This is a genomic window from Croceimicrobium sp. (assembly GCF_965228705.1).
GTDB lineage: Bacteria > Bacteroidota > Bacteroidia > Flavobacteriales > Schleiferiaceae > Croceimicrobium.
Map to the genome: position 1 here is coordinate 637,954 of NZ_OZ245832.1, position 21,092 is coordinate 659,045.

Here is a 21,092-nt window from a genome sequence, read left to right on the forward strand (position 1 = left end):
AGGCCCTCTTGAATTTTATACATTGCTAGGTAATACTTACAATATCAGTCTTTATGCGAATCAAATACCCCCTTTTGAGCCTGGTCCTTTTTTGCAGCTCCCTTAGTCTTAATGCCCAAAATGCCCTCAATTTCGATGGGGCCGATGATCGCCTAAGCTGTGGCAATGATGCCAGCGTGCAATTATCCGGTTCTGCCATAAGTTTAGAAGCCTGGATTTTCCCCACCGCCTGGACCACCCAGGTTTGGCAAGGGAATATTATCAATAAGGAGAATAATTCGCCCGACTACGGCTATATGTTGCGCTGTGGCGATAATGGTAAACTGAATTTCAATCTCGGTAATGGCAGCTGGAATGAGTTAACTACCGCAGCCAATACCCTAAGCTTAAATACCTGGCAGCATGTAGCGGGTACCTATGATGGCTCCATGATTCGCCTTTATGTAAACGGAATTCAAGTAGATTCTGCCAGTATGAGTATGAGCTTCTCCAGTGGTTTACAGAATCTTACTGTGGGAAATTGGAGTAATACTCCCGATCGGGCTTTTATGGGTAGTATTGATGAAGTAAGGGTTTGGAACATTGTACGTACTAAAGGGGAGATTGCAGCGAATATGAATGCCGAATTTTGTACCGCTCCCGCCGGATTGGTGGCCTATTATCAACTGAATGAAGGAACAGCCGGAGGCAGCAATGCCAACCTAAATATTGCTCCCGATTTAAGTGGAAATGGCAATACCGGCAACCTGGCCAATTTTGCTTTGAACGGATCGGTATCTAACTGGATAATAGGTTCCCCCATAAATCCCGCTTCGGATTTTGTGCAAATTGTTGATAGCACTTGTACTGATTATTTGGGAGCAGGGGGAATAGTTTATGATTCTACAGGGGTTTATTTAGATACCCTTCAGAATAGCGATGGTTGTGATTCGATTATCGAATTAAATCTCACCGTAAATTCAGTGAATAATGCCGTAACCGCTAATAGTAATATACTGGTCAGCCAACAAACAAATGGAACTTACCAATGGCTAGACTGTAGCAATGGAAACGCCTGGGTGAATGGGGCCACCAACCAATTACTGAGTCCCCCGGATCCCACACACTCCTACGCGGTAATTGTCAATTATAAGGGATGTGTGGATACTTCTGATTGTACATTTTTAGCGGGTATCGGGTTAAGCGAACAGAGCAGGACAAACTTTGAGGTGTATCCTAATCCGGCGCAGGGTCCTATTCAGGTTTCCCATCCCGGAATACATGAAGGTAGACTGGAGCTAATTAGCCTGGGTGGAAAAATCCTCTTAAGCCAAGCCCTAAAGGGGGAAGCGAGTACAATTGATACCGAAGAATTGGAAGCAGGATTATACCTCTTGCGATTGCAAAGTGGCCAAAGCCAGCAGCTCGAAAAAATTAGAATTCTCAAATAAAGAATGGAAAACAAAGACCTGAAACAATTACAATATCCTGTTGGTGGATATGATTGGCCGGAAAGCGCCACAGAGGAACAAATTCAAGAATGGTTTCAAACCATTGCTGAATTTCCGGCGGCGGTACAGAAGATAGTAGAAGAAACAAGCGCCGCGCAAAGAGAATGGCCTTATCGACCCGGAGGTTGGAATATCCGCCAATTAGTGCATCATACTGCCGATAGTCATTTGAATAGCCTGGTGCGCTTTAAATGGGCCTTGAGTGAGGATTGTCCAACTATTAAGGCTTACGATCAAAATGGCTGGGCTGCTCAAAGTGATTACAGCAATACCGACCTAAGTTTAAGTCTTAATTTTTTAGTGGCGCTCCATGCGCGCTGGGTCGATTTAATGCGTTCCTTGAGTGAAGCAGAGCTGCAAAGAAAGTACAAGCATCCAGATCACGAGGAGCTGCGCACTTTAGCCGGAACCATAGGAGGCTATGCCTGGCATTGTCGCCATCATTTAGCTCATATGCAACTGGCTATTAGTTCAAATGGTGATTATCAGTAACTAAGGTTAAGATAAAATCCGTACATTGAGCTGGCGCCAAAATTCACCAACCATGCATTTCAATTTTAATCAGGCCCAAAATGGGTTTGGAAATAAGTTGAGTGCCCAACAAAGCACCTCCCAAATTCTAATGATCCGTCCGGCTCGTTTTGGATTTAATTCTGAAACGGCAGACAGCAATAGTTTTCAGGAAAATTTGGAAGCTGAGGCCTCTGAAATTCAAATTCGGGCTTTAACTGAGTTTGATGCTATGGTGGAGAAAATCCGCTTTAAAGGCGTGAAGGTATTGGTTGCTGATGATACGGAATTACCAATTAAACCCGATGCAGTCTTTCCCAATAATTGGGTTTCCTTTCACGGAAGGGGTATAATGGTATTGCATCCTATGAAAGCGCGTAATCGGCGTTGGGAAAGACGTCCGGTATTGGTGCGTACCTTAAAATGTGGCTTTCAGGTAAAAACGCTATTGGATTTAAGTGAGTCGGAAATACGCGGAGAATACCTGGAAGGAACCGGGAGTTTGGTGCTTGATCGAATCCATCATATTGCCTATGCGGCATTATCACCACGCACTCACCTTAGCGCCCTGAAAGAATTTTGTGATCACCTGAATTATGAGCTCCATGCTTTTCACACTTTAGATTTTAAAGGTCAGGAGATTTACCATACCAATGTGATTCTGACCTTGGGAACCGATTTTGCAGTTATCTGTGCAGAGGCTATATCTAAGGAAGAAGAGCGAAATTCTATACTGAAAACTTTGCGGCAAAGTGGAAAGGACTTAATATTGATTAGTCCTGATCAAGTGCAGAATTATTGCGGCAATATGCTCGAAGTGCGCAATGAAGACGGTCAAACCTTTTTGGTAGTCTCAGAAACGGCTTTAAAGGCCTTTGATTCTTCACAAATTAGGCAACTGGAAAAGTATGTTGAACTCATTCCGGTTAGCATCAATACCATCGAGAAGGTGGGAGGGGGTAGTGCCCGTTGTATGATGGCCGAGATTTTTTAAGAATTATGTCGCAGTTTGTATTGCATGGCTCTTTGCGAGCCCAAGATTCCAAAGCCTTGGAATTAGCACAAATCCTTATTCAAGCTTCAGAAATAGTGGGTGCTTTGAAAGCCTGCCAACTGTATGCAGTATCACAGCCTGCCACGGGAGGTAATGAAGTTTGGGTCACCGAAATATGGGATTCCAAAGCCGATCATCAGGCTTCCTTGCAAATGCCTGAAGTACGTGCCTTAATCAGCCAGGCCATGCCCTTATTGGATGGAGCTCCCCAAGGAGGACAGGTTTTAGATTTATTAGGAGGCTATATTCCAGTATCCTCAAAATCTTAGGCCATGGTTTCTGCTTATATCGAAAGTTTGCGAAAGGAGTTTGAACGCTATAAATCTTTGGGGGAAAAGACTTTTGCCCAATTAAGGGATGAAGAATTGTTTTGGCTTTATAATGATGAAAGCAATTCCATCGCCATTATCGTGAATCATCTGGCCGGGAACATGCTATCGCGTTGGACTGATTTTCTAAACAGCGATGGCGAGAAGGAATGGCGGCATCGCGATCAAGAGTTTGAGGATATTATCAAGAGTCGAGCGGAACTACTCGAACGCTGGAATAAAGGTTGGACTTGCTTATTCGAGGCCTTGGATGCTGTAAATGAGCATAATTTCCAACAGACGATTTACATTCGCTCAGAGGCCCATAGCATAATGGAAGCCTTTCATCGTCAATTGGGGCACTATGCCTCCCATATTGGGCAAATTCAATATATCGGCCGTATGATCAAAGGAGCCGATTGGCAGAGTTTATCCATCCCCAAAGGAGAGTCGGAAAGATTTAATGCCTATATGAAGCAAGGCAAATCCTAATGTCTGAATTTAAGGCTTGGACTAAACTTTACCGCACCGGCATATTAAAGGCCTTGGTGCTAGGACAGCTTTGCATAAATCTCCCTATCCTCATTTTTATTTTCGGGGGTTTTCCATTTTTCCTAAAGGCAAACTTAGACTGGTACTGGAAGCTAGTTTTAGCCCTTTCGAACCTAAGTTTGGGATACCTGCTTGCCAAGCTGTATTGGGCTCGAATGATTACCTGGTGGCGTCTCAAAGCATTTTCCTGGGTGGATCAAGAACACTGGTTACTCCTAAAGGATAGTGCGGAGCGTGCCTATCTAATTTATCCTCAGTTTGAAGCAGGAGAAGCTTCTGAGAAACGCAGTTTTGGGGAAGCGGAAGTGATATCCGAAATCAACGAATTTTTGCAGCATTTGGAAGAGGTGGAGCTAACAAAGCTGGATTTGGAGTCGCCCTGGCAAATGGAATTCGCCCTAAAGAAAAATGATTTGATCCTGGAGCTAGCTTTAAAAGTGCTTTTTCTAGGTTTATCCATTTATTACCTGATCCAGGCTAATTACATTTTTGGAATACTAATTTTGGTTCTGATTTTAGTAATTGGCCATAAACCCCAGGTTTTCAAACTAATTCGCAGTGATGCCTATGCTTTAAAATTGAGTGAAAGCGGCCTCGACCTCAATTATCCGAAACAAGTTTATATAGCTTGGGAGCAAATGCAAAGAGTAGAAATGGATGTTCATGATGGACTATTGTTATTAGTTTATCATCAGGGTGAACAGGTAAAGAAACAGGAAGTAAAACTGGATATGCTGAAAATCGAAGATAAAGATCAGTTCTTTCGATTGATAAGTATCTACCTCAGTCGACATCAAGAATATAATTTACAGTTAATGGAAAATCAGAGCCCATGGAATTAAAGCAAATCAAACTATATCAAATTGTTTCAAAATCTGCTTTACTGCTGCTAATGCTTTTCCAATTAGGAGCTTGTCAAAATCCAAATAGCAGCTCAAAGACTAGGGAAAAGACGATAGCAAAGGAAGAAGGCATATCGAATGCACCGACCTTAAACATTACGGCAGCTATGCGCCAGGTTATGTGGAAGGGAGAGCTGGGGGCCAAAATTCGTTTTGACAGCCTTAATCTGGATGACTATTTTGGTTTAGGACCTTTAGAGGGTTTAGCCGGAGAGTTAATGATTTGGGAAGGTCGGGTTTGGGAATCGCGCTTTATTAACTCCGATAGCATGCAAGTGCAGGAAAACAGCAAGGCTGGTGCCCCATTCTTTGTGGCATCACGGGTTTCAAACTGGCAAAAGATCGAACTGCCTTCGGAAGTGGTGGATATCCATTCTCTGGAAAAATTCCTGGATGAGCAGGCTTATTTTTCGGGAGGAGCTTATGCTTTTCGCCTGGAAGGGGACCTGGCATATGCCGAAATTCACGTGCAAAACTTAAAGCCTGGGACTAAAGTTTCATCACCTGAAGAGGCCCACGCTGGTCAGGTAAACTACAGCTTAGAAAATATAGAAGGCGACATTCTCGGCTTCTATTCCCAAGAGCATCAGGGCGTTTTCACGCATCATGACTCCCATTTACATATGCATCTCTTATCCAAAAATCAAGATTGGATGGGGCATTTAGACTCTGTTAATTTTAATTGGATAAATTTCTACATCCCTGAAAGCTAGGATTTGATTTTGAGTATCTTGTAGTGGTAATTACAAAGGGATGAAAGAAAGTATTGAACTCCGAATGATTTTTCCGGTGGGGGTGGAAGAATTGTTCGACTCCTGGTTGGATGGACCCAGGCATAGCGCCATGACCGGATCCCCAGCCACGGCCAGTGATGAGCCTGGTTTCGAGTTTAGAGCCTGGGAAGATTATATCCGCGGTCGAAACCTCGAAATTGTACCCTATCGTAAAATTGTACAGAGCTGGCGAACCACCGATTTTTATCCAGAAGATGAAGATTCGCGGGTGGAATTGTACTTTAAATCGGTTGAAGGAGGTACCGAACTCCATTTACTCCATACCCATATTCCTGAGGGGCAAACTCAGTATTTGCAAGGTTGGCAGGAGTTTTATTTCAAACCGATGCAAGCCTACTTTTCGGGACGAAATGGCTAAATTCAAGGCTTCTAAATAAACCGCAATGGATCAAGCGCTGCAAACCATGATCGCCAATATGCCGGAGAAAACCGGCAAGTCTTTGGCAGAGTGGAAGAAAATTTTGGCTCAAACCGAAATGTCTAAACATGGGGAAATGCTCAAGTTTCTAAAAACGGAGCATGGGGTGAGTCATGGATTTGCCAATACCATTGTGAGCCTGTATCGTCAGGATTCTGAGGAGGAAGAAGATTTAGTGGCTCTGCAATATCAAGGGAAGGAAAACCTGAAACCCATTTATGAAGCTATCCTGCACTATGTTCAAGGCTTGGGAGCCGATGTGAAAATAGTTCCAAAGAAAGCCAGTGTGAGCATCATCCGCAAGCGACAGTTCCTTTTGATTAAGCCCGCGACCAAAAGCCGAATCGATCTGGGCTTTAAGTTTAAGGATCGGGAAACTGGCTCTAGATTAGGTGCCTCCGGACCTTTTGGTACCATGTGTACGCATCGGGTAATAATCGAGTCGACCGAAGAAGTAGATTATGAATTAAAAAGCTGGATTAAGGAAGCCTATTCCGAAAGCGTTTAAACTAATTCCTGAATCTTTTTCAGGTTTTCATCTAATTGCTCGCGCGAAACATAGCCGCGTGACAATAAGTAAGCCTTGTCTTTATCTTGATACACTACAGTAGGGAAGCCTGTGATGCCCCATTGCTTTACCACCTCAAATTCTTTCTGAACCAATTCCAGTCGCTCCTTGTCCACCATCAATTTCATAAAGTCTTCACTGTTCATGCCAAAGTCCTCGGCGCAGTGGCCATAGGTAGCAGCTTGAGCAGGAGGCAAACCTTCTTGATAAAAGGCTTCTTGCATGCGCTTGGCAAAGGCCATAGCATTATCCGGCTGATAAGTACGGAGGGTCGCCAATGCCAAAGCCCCGGGTAAAGAGCTTAATTGCGCTTCTCCTTTTTCCAGCATTTCATAGAAAGCAGCACTGAAGGGTCTTCCGCTCATTTCTTCTACGCGTTTGAAACCTTCTTTTACAGCATCGGGTAAATCACCAATAGCTCCTTCACGTTCGCCCAATACCATTCCGCCGCTCATAATGCGGAAATCTATGCTGTCTTTATGGTCTTCATGAAATTGATGCATGGTTTCGCTAAATCCATAGCACCATGAACAAAGTACATCAAACACATAATAAACTACCGGTCTTTCCATGCTTCTAAATTGTGGCGCAAAATTACATAAGTCCGAAGGCTCTGCAATCTTGATTGACGCTGTCTATACGACTATATTAAAGACCGAGGTCCTTGATTACGGTACCTACCTCTTTTTCAGTGTCTCTTAATTTATCATGACAGAATTTAAGCAGCTCTGAGGCGCGCTTCACCTTTTCGCTTAAGCTGTCAACGGAGATTTCTTCATTTTGCAAGGCCGACATGATTCTTTGCAATTCCTCAAAGGCCGATTCGTAATTAAGTTCTTGAGCTTCACTCATTTTTCAGAATTTTTACAATTTTAGATTCCAATTGTCCATCATGTAATTGGGTTTGAAGTAGATCGCCTTCTATCAGGCCCTCTACTGTTTTTAGGCTTTTTGTGCCCTTTCGGGTGATGGAGTAACCCCGTTCTAAAGTACGCTCTGGTCTTAAGAGATCGAGGCGTTCGGATAGGTTCAAAAGATCTTTTTGAATACGCTGTAATTGCTGTTCCCCATCGCGACTTAATTGAAGATTAAGATCCTGCAATTTCTCCCGCTGCCGGCGAATCAAGGCAGGAGCCTGTTCTTTTAGTTGACTTTGATAACGCTCCAAAATTCTTTCGTTCTCACGCAGACCTTGCGCACTGAGGCGAACCAGTGCTCCACCACTTAAGTGGATTTCCCCTCTTTGTCGGCGAATTTGACTCAAGGGTAAGAGTTGTAATTTCTCCCGAAAGGAGAGGAGGATTTGATCTTCTAACTTGATCAGGTCCTTGCATTTATGTTGCAGCAGTTCAGCCAATTGTTGTAGATCCCCTTCAAAAGCCGCCATCTTATCCAAAAGATAATCCGCCAGGGCCGTAGGGGTTTTATGTGCTTTTTGGGCCGTGAGGTCAATAACGGTCCAGTCGCTTTCATGGCCAATTCCCGTATGCACCGGAATCGGGATTTCGGCTACGGTTCGGCAAAGTTCTTCATCATTAAAGGCATCTAAATCCAGTTTAGAGCCACCACCACGAATCAGTACAATGAGATCGTAATGCTCATAAGGAATCTGCTTGAGGCGAGCGCTAATCTGGCTGGCCGCTCCGCTTCCTTGCACCGGAACCGGGTAGAGGTCAGTTTGTAAGCGATAGCCAAATTCATTTTCCTTTAAATGCTGAACAAAGTCTTGATAGGCTGCCGCTTCGGCCGAACTAAGCACGGCAATGTTTTGGAAAACCATTTTAGGACTCAGCTCTTTTTGTTGGTCGAGCAGGCCTTCAACCTTCAATCGCTCCAGGGTCTGGCGTTTGCGCTTTTCCAATTCCCCCAGCATAAAGCTGAGATCCAAATCCTTAATCAAAAGCTTGAGGCCGTAAACAGGGTGGTAATCTACCTGCACCTGCATTACCAATTCCTGGCCAGCCTTTAATAGTTGGCTAACCTCCGGACCATGCTTGGCCAAGATTTGCTCATAGTCTAAAGCCCAAATTACCGCCTGAATAGAAGCCAAACGGTTGCCATCGCGCTCTTGCACCAGCTCTAAATACCAATGTCCGCTGGCGGCTTGCTTTATTTGGGCGATTTCGGCCTTGAGCCCAAATAGCCGGTTTCCGATTTTCTCCTGAATAAGGTTTCGGATCGACTGACTGAGTGCCAGTAAAGTATAAACTTTAGAGTCGGGCTGTGACATTGGTGGCGAAGGTACTGCATATCCCAAGGAAATTTAAGATAGGAATAAGCTAAACAAGCTATTAACTTAAGGAATACTCGTACTTTTGCCGCCTTTTATACAGAAGCTCCATGCGCGAATTTATAGCCAAGCAAAAAGCCAATTTACGGAACGATGTTTTTAGCGGATTAACGGTTGCCCTGGCCTTAGTGCCCGAGGCAGTGGCCTTTGCCTTTGTGGCGGGAGTTCCCCCACTGGTAGGACTTTATGCTGCTTTCATGATTGGATTAATCACCTCTATTTTTGGCGGCCGTCCCGGGATGATTTCCGGAGCTACCGGCGCTCTGGCGGTGGTAATGGTGCATTTGGTAGCCGAAGGAAATGCCATGGGAGGCGAAGGTTCCAATGCTGGATTGTACTACCTCTTTGCCACCGTCATTTTAATGGGCCTCATCCAAATGTTGGTGGGAGCTTTAAAGCTGGGCAAATTTGTGCGCCTAATTCCTCATCCGGTAATGATGGGTTTCGTAAACGGACTCGCCATTGTTATCTTCCTTAGTCAGTTAGGCATGTTCAAACAAAGAGTAGCTGGTGAAAAGGTATGGTTGCAAGGCAATGAATTGTATTGGATGATTGGCCTGGTAGCGCTTACCATGGCAATTATGCATTTTCTCCCTCGATTAAGTAAAAAGGTACCGGCAGGATTGATCGCAATATTGGCGGTTTCGGCCCTGGTTATAGTCGGTGGATTGGATGTAGCCACGGTAGGAAGTTTTATTCGTAATGGCGGAGGAGAAGGTCTGAAAGGCGGTTTGCCCCAATTCCAATCTGAAATTTTCACTGCTATTCCCCTTAATTGGGAAACCTTGAAATTTATCTTTCCCTATGCCCTAATACTGGCGGCGATTGGATTGATTGAATCCTTAATGACTCTAAATCTAATCGACGAATTAACCGAAACCAGGGGGAATTCTAATCGTGAATGTCTTGCGCAAGGAGGAGCCAATATTGTAACCGGTTTTTTCGGAGGTATGGGAGGCTGTGCCATGATTGGCCAGTCCATAATTAATATTAAAGGTGGAGGTAGAACTCGCATTTCGGGCATCGTAGCGGCTTTAACATTATTGGCCTTTATTCTCTTTGCTTCTCCACTTATTGAACAAGTTCCCATTGCCGCCTTGGTAGGGGTAATGTTTATGGTGGTGATTGGCACTTTCGCCTGGAGTAGCTTCAGAATATTATTTAAGATTCCTTTGAGCGATGCGATTGTATTAATCGCAGTTTCCGCCTTAACGGTAATCTTCGATTTGGCGGTAGCAGTAATGGCGGGCATTATTTTAAGTGCTTTGGTATTCTCCTGGGAGAACGCCAAACGAATTCGAGCTCGCAAGCATGTGGAGGCCGATGGCACCAAGGTGTATGAAATTTGGGGACCCTTGTTTTTTGGAAGTATTAGCGCCTTTAAGTCCAAGTTCGATCCGGCGGGAGATCCCGATAAGGTGGTTTTGGATTTTATGGAATCGCGGGTATCCGATCACTCTGCCTTGGAAGCATTGTTTACCTTAGTAGAGAAGTACCAAAGTTTAGGTAAAGAAATTAAAATTCGTCACCTGAGTACCGAATGTCAGCAATTGATGATTAAAGCCTCTCCTAAATTAGAGGCGGTAATTGAAGAGAATATTGATGACCCTCGTTACCATGTGATGGCTCAGGTGATGTCGTAATGGAATTAGGAAAAATCAATCAATTAAAGGCCGACCGTTTTGCTCCTCAAGGCCTGTATTTAGTGGATGAGGAAGGCAATGAAGTGCTATTACCCAACAGTCGCTTGCCTAAAAAGCCAGAATTGGGAACCCAACTCGAAGCCTTTGTCTACCGAGATTCTCAGGAACGACTCATTGCCACTTTGGAGCGTCCAACCGCACAAGTAGGGGAGATTGCCAGTTTACAAGTAATGGATGTAGCTCCCTTTGGATATTTCCTCGATTGGGGATTAGACAAACAAGTTTTACTCCCTAAAAAAGAAGTGCGCCACGAATTAAAGGTGGGCGACTATGTGGGTGTATTCCTATATGTAGACACCCTGAGTGAGCGTATTACCGCTTCTGCACGATTGGAGCGCCATTTTAATCATCAGATCGATCACCTTAATGAGCAAGATGCGGTGCAAGCCACCCTATTGCAAAAGGAACGCCTGGGTTATTTAGTAACTTTTGGTGATCGCTTTCATGGGATGATCTATGATAATGAGATCTTTACGCCTCTCAAGCCCGGCCAAAAAGTAAAGGCCTATATCCGCAAACTACGAGAAGATGGCAAAGTGGACCTTATCCTTCAACCCGAAGGCATGGACCATGTAGAGCCCAGTGCACAGGCCATTCTCGAAAAATTAGAAGCCGCCGGTGGTTTCTTGCCCTTCCATGATAAATCGGACCCTCAAGCTATTCAAGCTGAATTTGGCATGAGTAAGAAGACCTTCAAAAAAGCGATTGGCACCTTATATCGCAAGGAGCTGGTTGTGATAGAGGAAGGGGGGGTTCGGAGGAAGTAGCTAGGTATTTTCTTTTGATCATTGACTGGTTCTTCGAAAGACGGTAGATATTAGACCATAGACGATAGAGGCGCTGATGCCGCCTGAAAATGGTTGTCACTACCTACTCAGATATTTCTACTAATTTATACTTTTTGTTTTTAGTTCTAGGCTTACTGGGCTTAAGGTTTAAAGTGTAACTACTTGGACTGGATTCCATGGATTTGATTTTCCATTCAAAGTCTATTGGAGTGCTATTATTCAATACTCGCTTTTGCTGGAACTTGTTATGGTGTTCCACTGCTTGTTTGAGGCATAGTCGGAGCTCATGAAGGTTAGTAGGCTTCCAGTAATTGAGGTATCGGTTTTTAATCAAATCATTGGTTTTCTCTGCATAGGGGTTTTCCCAAGAATAGTAACACATACTTTGCTTTAAGCCTTTGCCTTTGCAATACTCACGATAGCTACGCTCTTCATACTGTCGGCCTCCATCACTATGATGAATAAGACCGCTTAAGTTGGTGTAGCCGGCTTTCTTTCGAGTGGCAATGGCCTGCTTTAAAACTTCTTTGAAGTGGACTGCGTTAGCTCTGCTATAAGCCCCATAGCCTAGGATCCTTTGAGAATAAACATCCGTAATGAACATCAAATAATAGCATTTTGACCCGTTCAGATAATAGGTCATATCGGCTTGCCAAACCTCATTGATGGATCGTACTTGTTTATCAATGAGAAGGTTGTCAAACTTACGTTGATCGCTTTTGGTGGTTCGGATATACCTCGTATTCCTTTTAACCTGTAAGCCCAGTTCAGCAGCTAGTGCCTCGAACTTATCCCGTCCAATGGAAAGCTGATCCGCATGAGCATAATAGATGGGTCTACAGCCTAAGCCAGGGCAGGCCACACGCGCGGACAGGATCAGGCTACGCAGGCCGTCTTCAAGCCCAACAAGCTCCCTTCTTAGAGCTTGGGGCTTGTAGTAGGCCTGCCGGCTAAAGCCCAGCAAATGACAGCTTCTCCTGATCGACACTTCAGTCTTTGTCTCCAGCTTTATTTGCCTTTGGATGCTCTCGCGCCAAAACTTTTTTTTAGGTCCACCTTATATTCTTCTGAGGCCAGGTCTACGATATGGCGGTACAAATCGGCTTCTAACTGCTTTCGTCCTAAAGCAGCCTCCAACTCTTTGGTGCGCGCCTCTAATTCCTTCAGACGTTTGTCAACACTATTGTTTTCCACTACTATGCGTGTTTGTGTCTTCAAGGTACGAGAATACTTGTTTAACCAGTTATAAACTGTTTGTGGTGATTTAATCTCGTAAATCCTACAGGCTTGATATACCCGAAGTTCTCCCGATTCAATCTGTTTGACCACTTCCTTGCGCAAGGTCTCACTAAATACACGTTGACGTCTTAAGTTTTCTTTTTGTCCCATTTTTCTCTTGGTTTTAGAGAGAATAGGTGTCAACTTTTTTCAGGCGCGGTCACGCTGATGGTAGATAGTCCTTGGTAGCTGGTAGTTTGTTTGAGACGATAGTAGATAGACTATAGACGGTAGACTTGATCGAAGTAGTAGTTGGTCGCTGGTAGTAGGTAGTTTGTAGGATAGGACTTCCAAACGAACTAAGTATTTAACTCCGTGAACTCTGAGTCCTCCCAGCCTCTGTGTTGAAGCAATCCAAGCATAGTAGTTGGTCGATGGTAGTTCGTAGTTGGTGGGATTGGGTTTCTAAGAGAATTGAGTTTTTAGCTCCCTGAGCTCTGAGTCCTCCCAGTCTCTGTGTTGAAGCAACCCTCTACTATATGATCTTTGCGAACCTTTGCGAACCTTTGCTCCTTTGCTCCTTTGCTTCTTAAGCGCAGCGAGCGGTTTTAATTGGTAGTTGGTAGCAGGTAGTTTATTTGAGACGATAGTAGATAGACTATAGACGGTAGATTTGATCAAAGTAGTAGTTGGTCGCTGGTAGTATGTAGTAGGTCGTTGGTAGTTTGTGGGATTTGACTTTCAAGAGAATTAAACTTTTAGCTCCCTGAGCTCTGAGTCCTCCTAGTCTCTGTGTTGAAGCAAGCCTCCAATATATGAGCTTTGCGAACCTTTGCTCCTTTGCTCCTTTGCTCCTTTGCTCCTTTGCTCCTTTGCTCCTTTGCTTCTTAAGCGAAGCGAGCGGTTTTTATTGGTAATTGGTAGCTGGTAGTTTGTTTGAGACGATAGTAGATAGACTATAGACGGTAGATTTGATCGAAGTAGTAGTTGGTCGCTGGTAGTAGGTCGTTAGTAGTTTGTGGGATTTGACTTTCAAGAGAATTAAACTTTTAGCTCCGTGAGCTTTGAGTCCTCCCAGTCTCTGTGTTGAAGCAATCCAACTTTAGGAGCTTTTTGAATCTAACTAGTTATTTGTAGTAGGTAGTTGGTAGTTCGTAGTTGGAAAGAATTTACTTCTAAGAGAATTGAGTTTTTAGCTCCCAGTCTCTGTGTTGAAGCAACCCTCTATTATATGATCTTTGCGAACCTTTGCTCCTTTGCTTCTTAAGCGAAGCGAGCGGTTAAAAACCCATTCGCCTCTTCACCTCCCCGATGATCTTATCCGCATGTACCCTCGAGTTTTCGATAAACCATTTATTGGTTTCCAGGCCCCCGCAGATCACCCCCGCCAGGAAGAGATTCGAAACAGAGCTTTCCATCGTGTCTTCATCATACAGTGGTTTATGACTAGCCTCCTCAGAGAATTCCAAACCAATGTTTTCCAGCATTTTGAAGTCGGGGCGATAACCAGTGAGGGCCAGTACCGCATCATTAGCAATCTCCTTGCTTTGACCTTGATGCTCAAATACAATATGGTCATCGTGAATCGCACTTAATTCCGCTTCGAAATAAGCTTTGATGGAGCCTTCTTCAATGCGGTTAATTACATCTGGGCGCACCCAATATTTTACCCGGGGCGAGATTTCACTTTCGCGAATGATCATAGTCACCTCTTTGGCACCTTTGCGATATAGCTCCAAAGCAGCATCTACGGCAGAGTTAGCCGCTCCCACCACCGCTACTCGCTGACCGAAATAGGGATGTGGATCCTTATAGTAATGCGCCACCTTGGGCAAATCCTCACCCGGAATATTAAGGGGATTCACCAAATCGTAAAAACCGGTAGCCAAAATCAGATATTGACTTTGGTAAGAATCTTTGTCCGTTGTAATACTGAATCCTGCTTTGGAAGATAGCACATCTACCAATCGCTCTTGCAGATGAATATGGAGTTGATGCTTCATGCATACCCGACGGTAATACTCCAGAGCTTCGGAGCGCGTAGGCTTAGTGTTTTGTGATATAAAGGGAATGCCACCAATTTCCAATTTATCGGCGGTGGAAAAGAAGGTCATGCTATGAGGATAGTGGTACAGGCTGTTTACCAAATAGCCCTTTTCAATGATCAGGTAGTTTATTCCTGCCTCCTGAGCCGCAATTCCACAAGCCATACCAATGGGGCCGCCGCCAACAATAATCAGATCGTACATAATTAGAAAACCAAGAGATTTTAATTTGGTTGAGGGAAGAGCAGGCAAAGTAAAGGAATGTAACTTCTACCACCTTCTCCTTGGGCTTTCTATTGCATCTTTGTGCAAATCCTCATCCTATGTTTAAAAAGAGTATTAGTCTGGGAATAGTGCTCAGCACTCTGATAGCTTGTCAATCCGGAAGTCCAGCGCCCAGCGAAAGTACTACTGCCGAAAAGCATAGTGCCACAGCTGAATTTATGCGCATCAATTGTGAATCTTGTCATTCACCCACGGCTAATCCAAGTACTCGCTTAGCGCCACCCTTTTTTGCTATTCGCAAACATTATTTGAAGGAGTATCCCGCCCAGGCGGATTTTCAAGAGGCCATGCAATCTTTTTTAATCAAACCGGAAGAAGAACATGCCCTGATGTTGGGAGCGGTGGAGAAATTTGGCTTAATGCCTCCCATCTATGTGGAGGAGGAACAGCTTAAAGCCATCACTGAATATTTGTTCAGCGTAGAGCAGCCCCATCCTCAGCATGAAGGGGGCGGTAGAGGCCAGGGTGCCCGAGTAAAAGAATTGGCCTTGAGCACCAAAAAAGTTTTAGGTAAGAACTTAATGGGAGCCCTTAAAGAAGGAGGTAAGGAGCATGCCTTGCCCTTCTGTAATGAAAGAGCTTTGATGCTCACGGATAGTATGTCGCAGCAATTGCATCATAAAATACGCCGAGTAAGCGATAAGGCGCGTAATCCCTTAAATCAAGCGGATTCTTTAGAATTGAGCATCCTGGCAGAATATGCTGCACTAATTGCTGAAGGTCAGGAACCAGGGCCCATTGTTCGACAAACAGAATTTGGCAGTCGTGGCTATTTCCCTATCACCACCAATGCCATGTGTTTGCAATGTCATGGAACCTTGGGAAAGGAATTGGATGCTGATTTCTATCCTAAAATTCAAATTTTATATCCTCAGGATAAGGCAATTGGCTATGGAGCTGGCGAACTGCGAGGCATGTGGGTGGTAGCTCTGGATTCTTTGTAATTTAGGAGGAAAATCCACCTATGCTCAGAGGTCTCTTATTGGGATGCTGTTTATTGACTGCAATGGGGGGCAAAGCCCAATCGCTGGATACCTTGATTAGTCACTTCAATCGGGATATTGCTTTGTATGAATCGGTATATCCTTTTCAAGAGCCCATACCCTTGGACAGCGCCGGATTAAATGCAAAAGAAAGAGCTGAATTCTTTGAGAATTTTGCTGGCTCAGATAAAATTTATCCAACTGATTTACAGTGGGCCTATCTCAGCCGACTAAATACATCGGTACAGGCCTTATTTGAACATCCGGATTTATACAGTCGGGATTTGAAAACAGAACTTAATGCTGAGATTCAATTCACTGATGATGGTCGCTTCCTCCAGATTTCCTTTGAAGAAAATACCGGTGGTACCTATCGCAGCCAGTTGGTTTATTACCACTACCGCGGTCCACAGGGACAGTTTAGTTTGAGCAATAGGGAGGAAGAGCCACAGAATTTTGTATTAAAGTCGGATGGATATACCAGTATCATTGCCCTTGGCACAAAGAATGACAGTACTTATTATTTCTTTACCGCCTATGTAAGGGGTTGTTCCTATTGTTTTGAAGAATCGTTCGGATTGATTCTGGTAACGGAGGAAGGAATTAAGGAAGCATACAATTACACTATCGATAGCAGATCCTGGGGTGAGAAAATCGATGTAGATTTTAGTGAAGAAGGGGATAGCCTAATAAAAGTGCGCTATCTACCAGATGACCTAAATGCAGGTTGCCAGTGTGGTAGTTTGGAAGAAGCTAGCACTCATCCGGATCAAGAGGGCTACCCGGCACAAGATCGCTTATGTAAATTGCTATTTCGATACCATCAATTTCAGATCTATCTGATTGAAGAAGGATGTATTTATCAAGATCCTTTGGGGCAGCCTCTAGAAGAGTATTAGAGGCATCACATAATAACTATATACCGTAATTAGGGCAATGCTGAATAGGTTAAAGACCAATCCGGCCCGAGCCATATCCTGAGTTTTAAGAAAGCCACTGCTGTACACAATCGCATTAGGCGGGGTGGCTACCGGAAACATAAAAGCGCAGCTGGCTCCCAGGGTGAGCGGTACACTTAAGGCCCAGGCGTCCATTCCCAATTGAGAAGCGATAATAAAGGCTACCGGGATAAAAACCGAAACCAAGGCTACATTACTCATTACTTCGGTAAGGAATACTGCAAAGGCACAGATAATTAAACTAATCACAAATAGGGACTGCCAACCACTGGCCATTACCATTTGCGCTAAGCTTTGCACCACCTCAGTTACTTCCAGGGCTTTAGCCAGGCTTAAACCGCCGCCAAAAAGCAGGATAATATTCCAGGGAAGCTTGCCTAAATCATGTTCGCGTAAGAGGGCTTTTTCCGCAGTGGAAGATGGAACCAGAAAAAGGGCGACCATACCTGCAATGGCGATAATGGTATCACTTAATTCACTGAGGTAGGGGATGGCATTAAGTTGGGCCCGGAATATCCAAAGCAAGGCCATGGAGGCCAAGACAATGGCCACGCGTTTTTCAGCGGCTTGCATAGGACCTAGTTTGCCTAACTCTTCCTTTAGCATAGGTTTAATGCCCCCTAAATGGACCTCCTTACTAGGGAATAATACCTTGCTCAGGAAGAACCAAACCACCAAAAAGAGCAAAGCACTTAGAGGCAAGGCAAAGATTAACCAATCGGCAAAAGCCACCTCCCGATTAAGACTACTGCTACTTAAACTGGCAAACACCAAATTGGGGGGAGTGCCAATCAAGGTGGCCATTCCACCAATATTGGCTGCATAGGCGATCCCCAACATCAAGGCAATCCCAAAATTCCGGGCCGCCTTACCGGAACCCAATTTAGTTTCCAGGAGTTTATAGAGGCTTACGCCGATGGGCAACATCATTACAGTGGTGGCGGTATTGGAAATCCACATACTCAATAAAGCGGTAGAGGCCATGGTCCCTAAAAGAATGCGCTCCGGCGCCGCGCCACTAATCATAAGGATGTTAAGCGCTATTCGCCGGTGTAAATGCCATTTTTCGATGGCTAAGCCCAGAGCAAAGCCACCCAGGAATAGGAAGATGATCGGATGACCATAAAGGGAGCCTACGGTTTTAGCATCTAAAATTCCACCAAGCGGAAAGATCAACATCGGTAATAAGGCAGTAACTCCAAGTGGAATCAGATTGCTCATCCACCAACTAAGCATCCAGGCCAAGGTGCCCAATACTAAGGACTGATCGCCATTAAGTTGCGGAATTCCCTGCACTGCTAAAAAGGCCAGAGGACCAGAACTAAGGTAGAGGAGACGTCGGTTCATGGCGGCAATTTAGTAGAAAGCTTCGACCTGAATTATCGACCATTCCTCGAATTTAAAAGCGAGGATGCTATGCTTTGTTTAATTTAGTCTCAATCCTAGCGAAAATGCACCCACAAGAAATCCCTCAAGGTATTGATCTAATTTATCGCTTCGACCCGCAAGGCCGCTTCACCTATGTGAATGAGAAGGCACGGGCGCTCTTCGATATGGATATTGATGCCATTTTGGGGCAGCCCTATTATAGCTTTGTTCGGGAGGATTTTCAAGAAAAGGTAGCCGCCTTTTATGCTTTGCAAATCGAAAAACGACAAGCCTCCTCTTATTTTGAATTTCCATTTATTGCAGCTGGTAAGGAGGTTTGGATTGGCCAGACCATCGAATTGGTCTGTGAACAAGATAAGGTGGTCGAACTTTTAGGAGTAGCACGCCCTATCACCGAATTACGAAAAGTAAAGGCCGATCTGAAAGAAAGTGATGAGCATTTACTGGCCTTATTAAAGCATTTGGATGCCGCAATTTTAATCGAAGATGGTCAGGGTAAAATTCGTTACGTAAATGAAAATTTTTGCCGCTACTTCCGATTAGACTCCAGTCCTGAAGCATTGATTGGTCAAGATTGTGCCGAAGTAGGAGCAGGCATTAGCCATTTGTTTAAGAATCCAGAAGCCTTTGGTGCCGGAGTAATGCGCTGCTTGGAAGAGCAAGTTATAAGGCGGAGCGAGCGTATCGCTATGGCGGATGAACGGGTTTTGGAACGGGATTATATTCCCATGTTAATTGAAGAGCAAAAGAGGGGACATTTATGGGTTTACCGGGATGTTACCATGCGCTATCTTACCGAGCAAGCTCTAATCGAAAGTGAGAAAAAATACCGGGAGGTTATTCAGAATATCGACCTGGGTTTAATGGAGGTAGATAAAGATGAAACCATTCTTTGGGCCAATGATTCCTTCCTGAAAACCACGGGGCACGAATTAAAACATTTACAAGGCAGAAATGCCAAAGACACTTTTTTAACTGCGGAGGATATAGCTTTTACCGCTAAACGCTTAAAAGAAACTCAGCATTTGCGAGAGCGGGGTGAAAGCAGCGTATATGAGCTTCCGATTCGCCATAAGGATGGCAGACAGTTATGGATGCAAATTTCCGGAGCTCCGATTAAGGATATCAGTGGGAAGGTGATTGGCTCCCTAGGTATACACCATAATATTACGCCACTAAAATCGCTGCAAAGTCAATTGGAGTATCGTCTTACACTACAGGCGATTTTATTGGACCTGGCCAATGATTTAATTTTCCTGGATCCCGATAAGGAGAAAGAGGTAGTTCAAAAGGCCCTGGCTCGACTAGGGAGCTTCGTAAATGCAGATCGGGTCTATATTTTTGATTATCATCTGGAAGAAAATTATACCACTAATACCTATGAATGGTGCGCAGAGGGTATCAGTCCTGAAATAGATAATCTACAAGAAGTTCCGCTGGAAGCCATTCCCGAATGGTTTGAAACCCATGAGAAGGGCAAGCCCATGATTTATGATCGGGTGGCTGATTTGCCGAAAGATCATCCCGTAAGGGAGATATTGGAACCCCAGGGAATTCAATCTATTATCACCATGCCTGTTTTGGGTAATGGCAAATTGCGCGGCTTTATTGGCTTTGACGCGGTGCGCTCCTTAAAAAGATGGAATGCGGATGAGAAGGAGCTCTTAGAGTTTATGGCGCAAATGCTTGCGGCCCACAATATTAAAAATGAGTTTGAAAATCGCTTAGGGGCCAGTGAATATCGCATGCGAACCGTTCTCGAAAATGCTCTGGATGCGGTAATTACCATTAATGAGCAGGGACTGGTGGAAGATTGGAATCGCCAGGCAGAAGAGATGTTTAAATACAAGGAAAAAGAAGCCGTTGGCAAATCGCTTAGCAGTTTGATTATTCCCGAAAAATATGCGGTAGCCCATGAACGGGGTATGCAGCATTTTTTAGAAAGCGGTGAAGGCCCGGTATTAAATCGCCGTATTGAGTTGATCGGGCATGATAGAGAAGGTCGGCACTTTCCTTTGGAACTGAGTATTATTCCTTTTAAACTTGACGGTCAGTTTTATTTCTCGGCATTTCTTCGCGATATAACTTCGCGTAAACAGGCCGAAGACGATATGAGTCGCGCGCTCGAACAACAAAGGGAATTAGCAAGAATGAAATCAAGGTTGATTTCCATGGCTTCGCATGAGTTTCGAACTCCCCTTACTACCATTAAGGCCAATGCGGAAATGCTGGAATTATGGTCAAACAAGCTTCCTTCTGAGTTTAGAGAAAAAGCCGATCGTTATATTAAAAGACTTAATCATGAAACCGAACGTCTGAGTAATACCATGACGGATATTTTGATGTTAGGAAGATTGGAGTCCGGTCGGGTAAATACACAAAGCAAATCTTTGGATTTAGTAAGTTTCATTCACGATATGAATGATCGACACTTTAGTAATCAGGAGGATGGTCGGAAATTAGGCATTGCCTTGTTGGGATCCCCTAAATTGGTTCGAATCGATCCAGAAATGTTAGAGCATATCATCCAAAACCTGGTCGGTAATGCCTTTAAATATTCAGCGGGAACAGCTAATCCTATTTTGGAACTCAATTTTGGTCCGCAAAAAGTGCGCTTAAGTGTGAAAGATCAGGGCATAGGCGTACCAGAAGAAGATCAAAACAAAATATTTAACTCGTTTTACCGAGCCGAGAATACCCGCGGTATCCAGGGAAGTGGTATGGGATTATCGGTGGTAAAACAGATGAGTGACATGCAGAATCTTAATTTGCGTTTCTTTAGTAAGGAAGGGGAAGGTTCCGAATTTGTTATTGATATCCCTATTTACAGTTAAAA

The 21,092-nt window shown here is 44.2% G+C and carries 21 protein-coding genes; 14 read left to right on the forward strand and 7 right to left on the reverse strand.

Features of this window, described 5'->3' with window-relative positions; translation table 11 throughout:
• The first annotated feature begins 53 nt into the window (after positions 1-53).
• The 9 genes from ACO05P_RS02750 to ACO05P_RS02790 are packed head-to-tail and all read left to right on the forward strand — an operon-like array spanning position 54 to position 6,536.
• The gene (locus ACO05P_RS02750) at positions 54-1,430 is read left to right on the forward strand and encodes a LamG-like jellyroll fold domain-containing protein (protein WP_421753260.1); all 1,377 of its coding nucleotides are present in this window, start codon (positions 54-56) and stop codon (positions 1,428-1,430) included.
• Positions 1,431-1,433: 3 nt separating this feature from the next.
• On the forward strand, positions 1,434-1,982 hold the full coding sequence (locus ACO05P_RS02755; RefSeq protein WP_421753261.1) for a YfiT family bacillithiol transferase: 549 nt from the start codon (positions 1,434-1,436) through the stop codon (positions 1,980-1,982).
• Positions 1,983-2,007: 25 nt separating this feature from the next.
• Positions 2,008-2,994: a citrulline utilization hydrolase CtlX gene (gene ctlX / locus ACO05P_RS02760; RefSeq protein ID WP_421753262.1), complete on the forward strand. Its 987-nt coding sequence runs from the start codon at positions 2,008-2,010 to the stop codon at positions 2,992-2,994.
• Positions 2,995-2,999: 5 nt separating this feature from the next.
• Positions 3,000-3,323, forward strand: coding sequence for a putative quinol monooxygenase (locus ACO05P_RS02765; protein WP_421753263.1), 324 nt, complete (start codon positions 3,000-3,002; stop codon positions 3,321-3,323).
• Between the two features lie 3 nt (positions 3,324-3,326).
• Positions 3,327-3,854, forward strand: coding sequence for a DUF1572 family protein (locus ACO05P_RS02770; protein WP_421753264.1), 528 nt, complete (start codon positions 3,327-3,329; stop codon positions 3,852-3,854).
• Positions 3,854-4,756: a hypothetical protein gene (locus ACO05P_RS02775; RefSeq protein WP_421753265.1), complete on the forward strand. Its 903-nt coding sequence runs from the start codon at positions 3,854-3,856 to the stop codon at positions 4,754-4,756. Before ACO05P_RS02770 ends, ACO05P_RS02775 begins: the two co-directional genes overlap by 1 nt.
• Entirely contained in the window at positions 4,747-5,529 is a 783-nt protein-coding gene (locus ACO05P_RS02780) for an acetolactate decarboxylase (protein ID WP_421753266.1), read from the forward strand. The genes ACO05P_RS02775 and ACO05P_RS02780 overlap by 10 nt, the downstream gene beginning before the upstream one ends.
• 40 nt (positions 5,530-5,569) lie before the next feature.
• Positions 5,570-5,968: an SRPBCC domain-containing protein gene (locus tag ACO05P_RS02785; RefSeq protein WP_421753267.1), complete on the forward strand. Its 399-nt coding sequence runs from the start codon at positions 5,570-5,572 to the stop codon at positions 5,966-5,968.
• Between the two features lie 25 nt (positions 5,969-5,993).
• Positions 5,994-6,536 (forward strand): DUF4287 domain-containing protein, encoded by a 543-nt coding sequence (locus ACO05P_RS02790; RefSeq protein ID WP_421753268.1) that lies wholly within the window; start codon positions 5,994-5,996, stop codon positions 6,534-6,536.
• Here the strand turns inward: ACO05P_RS02790 and ACO05P_RS02795 are convergent.
• From ACO05P_RS02795 to xseA, 3 genes are all read right to left on the reverse strand, one after another.
• Complete coding sequence (locus ACO05P_RS02795; protein ID WP_421753269.1) at positions 6,533-7,168, reverse strand: DsbA family protein; 636 nt, start codon at positions 7,166-7,168, stop codon at positions 6,533-6,535. The genes ACO05P_RS02790 and ACO05P_RS02795 overlap by 4 nt on opposite strands.
• A gap of 76 nt (positions 7,169-7,244) precedes the next feature.
• Positions 7,245-7,448 carry an exodeoxyribonuclease VII small subunit gene (xseB, locus tag ACO05P_RS02800; RefSeq protein WP_210758425.1) on the reverse strand — a complete coding sequence of 68 codons (204 nt, stop codon included), beginning with the start codon at positions 7,446-7,448 and terminating at the stop codon, positions 7,245-7,247.
• Complete coding sequence (xseA, locus tag ACO05P_RS02805; RefSeq protein WP_421753270.1) at positions 7,441-8,826, reverse strand: exodeoxyribonuclease VII large subunit; 1,386 nt, start codon at positions 8,824-8,826, stop codon at positions 7,441-7,443. The genes xseB and xseA overlap by 8 nt, the downstream gene beginning before the upstream one ends.
• A gap of 110 nt (positions 8,827-8,936) precedes the next feature.
• Between xseA and ACO05P_RS02810 the strand changes: the two genes are divergently transcribed.
• Both ACO05P_RS02810 and ACO05P_RS02815 read left to right on the forward strand, forming a co-directional pair.
• The gene (locus ACO05P_RS02810) at positions 8,937-10,529 is read left to right on the forward strand and encodes a SulP family inorganic anion transporter (protein ID WP_421753271.1); all 1,593 of its coding nucleotides are present in this window, start codon (positions 8,937-8,939) and stop codon (positions 10,527-10,529) included.
• On the forward strand, positions 10,529-11,356 hold the full coding sequence (locus ACO05P_RS02815; protein WP_421753272.1) for a S1 RNA-binding domain-containing protein: 828 nt from the start codon (positions 10,529-10,531) through the stop codon (positions 11,354-11,356). The genes ACO05P_RS02810 and ACO05P_RS02815 overlap by 1 nt, the downstream gene beginning before the upstream one ends.
• Positions 11,357-11,459: 103 nt before the next feature.
• Here ACO05P_RS02815 and ACO05P_RS02820 read toward each other — a convergent pair whose 3' ends face one another.
• The 3 genes from ACO05P_RS02820 to ACO05P_RS02830 form a co-directional block, all read right to left on the reverse strand.
• On the reverse strand, positions 11,460-12,365 hold the full coding sequence (locus ACO05P_RS02820) for a transposase (RefSeq protein ID WP_421753026.1): 906 nt from the start codon (positions 12,363-12,365) through the stop codon (positions 11,460-11,462).
• A gap of 20 nt (positions 12,366-12,385) precedes the next feature.
• A complete protein-coding gene (locus ACO05P_RS02825) occupies positions 12,386-12,766 on the reverse strand; it encodes a transposase (protein ID WP_421753025.1) in 381 nt (126 codons plus the stop codon).
• Between the two features lie 1,109 nt (positions 12,767-13,875).
• Positions 13,876-14,844 carry a YpdA family putative bacillithiol disulfide reductase gene (locus ACO05P_RS02830; RefSeq protein ID WP_421753273.1) on the reverse strand — a complete coding sequence of 323 codons (969 nt, stop codon included), beginning with the start codon at positions 14,842-14,844 and terminating at the stop codon, positions 13,876-13,878.
• Between the two features lie 119 nt (positions 14,845-14,963).
• Here ACO05P_RS02830 and ACO05P_RS02835 point away from each other — a divergent pair, with 119 nt between their 5' ends.
• Entirely contained in the window at positions 14,964-15,869 is a 906-nt protein-coding gene (locus tag ACO05P_RS02835; protein WP_421753274.1) for a Tll0287-like domain-containing protein, read from the forward strand.
• 20 nt (positions 15,870-15,889) lie between these two features.
• Positions 15,890-16,807 carry a hypothetical protein gene (locus ACO05P_RS02840; RefSeq protein WP_421753275.1) on the forward strand — a complete coding sequence of 306 codons (918 nt, stop codon included), beginning with the start codon at positions 15,890-15,892 and terminating at the stop codon, positions 16,805-16,807.
• Here the strand turns inward: ACO05P_RS02840 and ACO05P_RS02845 are convergent.
• Positions 16,793-18,214 carry an SLC13 family permease gene (locus tag ACO05P_RS02845; protein WP_421753276.1) on the reverse strand — a complete coding sequence of 474 codons (1,422 nt, stop codon included), beginning with the start codon at positions 18,212-18,214 and terminating at the stop codon, positions 16,793-16,795. The two genes, ACO05P_RS02840 and ACO05P_RS02845, sit on opposite strands and share 15 nt — an antisense overlap.
• 104 nt (positions 18,215-18,318) lie before the next feature.
• On the opposite strand from ACO05P_RS02845, the gene ACO05P_RS02850 reads away from it, so the two are divergent.
• On the forward strand, positions 18,319-21,090 hold the full coding sequence (locus ACO05P_RS02850; RefSeq protein ID WP_421753277.1) for a PAS domain S-box protein: 2,772 nt from the start codon (positions 18,319-18,321) through the stop codon (positions 21,088-21,090).
• The last annotated feature ends 2 nt before the right edge of the window (positions 21,091-21,092 follow it).

What these genes read in the sequence shown, in the direction of transcription:
- ACO05P_RS02750 (WP_421753260.1), top strand. Translation starts at nt 54, where the DNA reads ATGCGAATCAAATACCCCCTTTTGAGCCTGGTCCTTTTTTGCAGCTCC.
- ACO05P_RS02755 (WP_421753261.1), top strand. Translation starts at nt 1,434, where the DNA reads ATGGAAAACAAAGACCTGAAACAATTACAATATCCTGTTGGTGGATAT.
- ACO05P_RS02765 (WP_421753263.1), top strand. Translation starts at nt 3,000, where the DNA reads ATGTCGCAGTTTGTATTGCATGGCTCTTTGCGAGCCCAAGATTCCAAA.
- ACO05P_RS02770 (WP_421753264.1), top strand. Translation starts at nt 3,327, where the DNA reads ATGGTTTCTGCTTATATCGAAAGTTTGCGAAAGGAGTTTGAACGCTAT.
- ACO05P_RS02775 (WP_421753265.1), top strand. Translation starts at nt 3,854, where the DNA reads ATGTCTGAATTTAAGGCTTGGACTAAACTTTACCGCACCGGCATATTA.
- ACO05P_RS02780 (WP_421753266.1), top strand. Translation starts at nt 4,747, where the DNA reads ATGGAATTAAAGCAAATCAAACTATATCAAATTGTTTCAAAATCTGCT.
- ACO05P_RS02785 (WP_421753267.1), top strand. Translation starts at nt 5,570, where the DNA reads ATGAAAGAAAGTATTGAACTCCGAATGATTTTTCCGGTGGGGGTGGAA.
- ACO05P_RS02790 (WP_421753268.1), top strand. Translation starts at nt 5,994, where the DNA reads ATGGATCAAGCGCTGCAAACCATGATCGCCAATATGCCGGAGAAAACC.
- ACO05P_RS02795 (WP_421753269.1), bottom strand. Translation starts at nt 7,168, where the DNA reads ATGGAAAGACCGGTAGTTTATTATGTGTTTGATGTACTTTGTTCATGG.
- xseB (WP_210758425.1), bottom strand. Translation starts at nt 7,448, where the DNA reads ATGAGTGAAGCTCAAGAACTTAATTACGAATCGGCCTTTGAGGAATTG.
- xseA (WP_421753270.1), bottom strand. Translation starts at nt 8,826, where the DNA reads ATGTCACAGCCCGACTCTAAAGTTTATACTTTACTGGCACTCAGTCAG.
- ACO05P_RS02810 (WP_421753271.1), top strand. Translation starts at nt 8,937, where the DNA reads ATGCGCGAATTTATAGCCAAGCAAAAAGCCAATTTACGGAACGATGTT.
- ACO05P_RS02815 (WP_421753272.1), top strand. Translation starts at nt 10,529, where the DNA reads ATGGAATTAGGAAAAATCAATCAATTAAAGGCCGACCGTTTTGCTCCT.
- ACO05P_RS02825 (WP_421753025.1), bottom strand. Translation starts at nt 12,766, where the DNA reads ATGGGACAAAAAGAAAACTTAAGACGTCAACGTGTATTTAGTGAGACC.
- ACO05P_RS02830 (WP_421753273.1), bottom strand. Translation starts at nt 14,844, where the DNA reads ATGTACGATCTGATTATTGTTGGCGGCGGCCCCATTGGTATGGCTTGT.
- ACO05P_RS02835 (WP_421753274.1), top strand. Translation starts at nt 14,964, where the DNA reads ATGTTTAAAAAGAGTATTAGTCTGGGAATAGTGCTCAGCACTCTGATA.
- ACO05P_RS02840 (WP_421753275.1), top strand. Translation starts at nt 15,890, where the DNA reads ATGCTCAGAGGTCTCTTATTGGGATGCTGTTTATTGACTGCAATGGGG.
- ACO05P_RS02845 (WP_421753276.1), bottom strand. Translation starts at nt 18,214, where the DNA reads ATGAACCGACGTCTCCTCTACCTTAGTTCTGGTCCTCTGGCCTTTTTA.
- ACO05P_RS02850 (WP_421753277.1), top strand. Translation starts at nt 18,319, where the DNA reads ATGCACCCACAAGAAATCCCTCAAGGTATTGATCTAATTTATCGCTTC.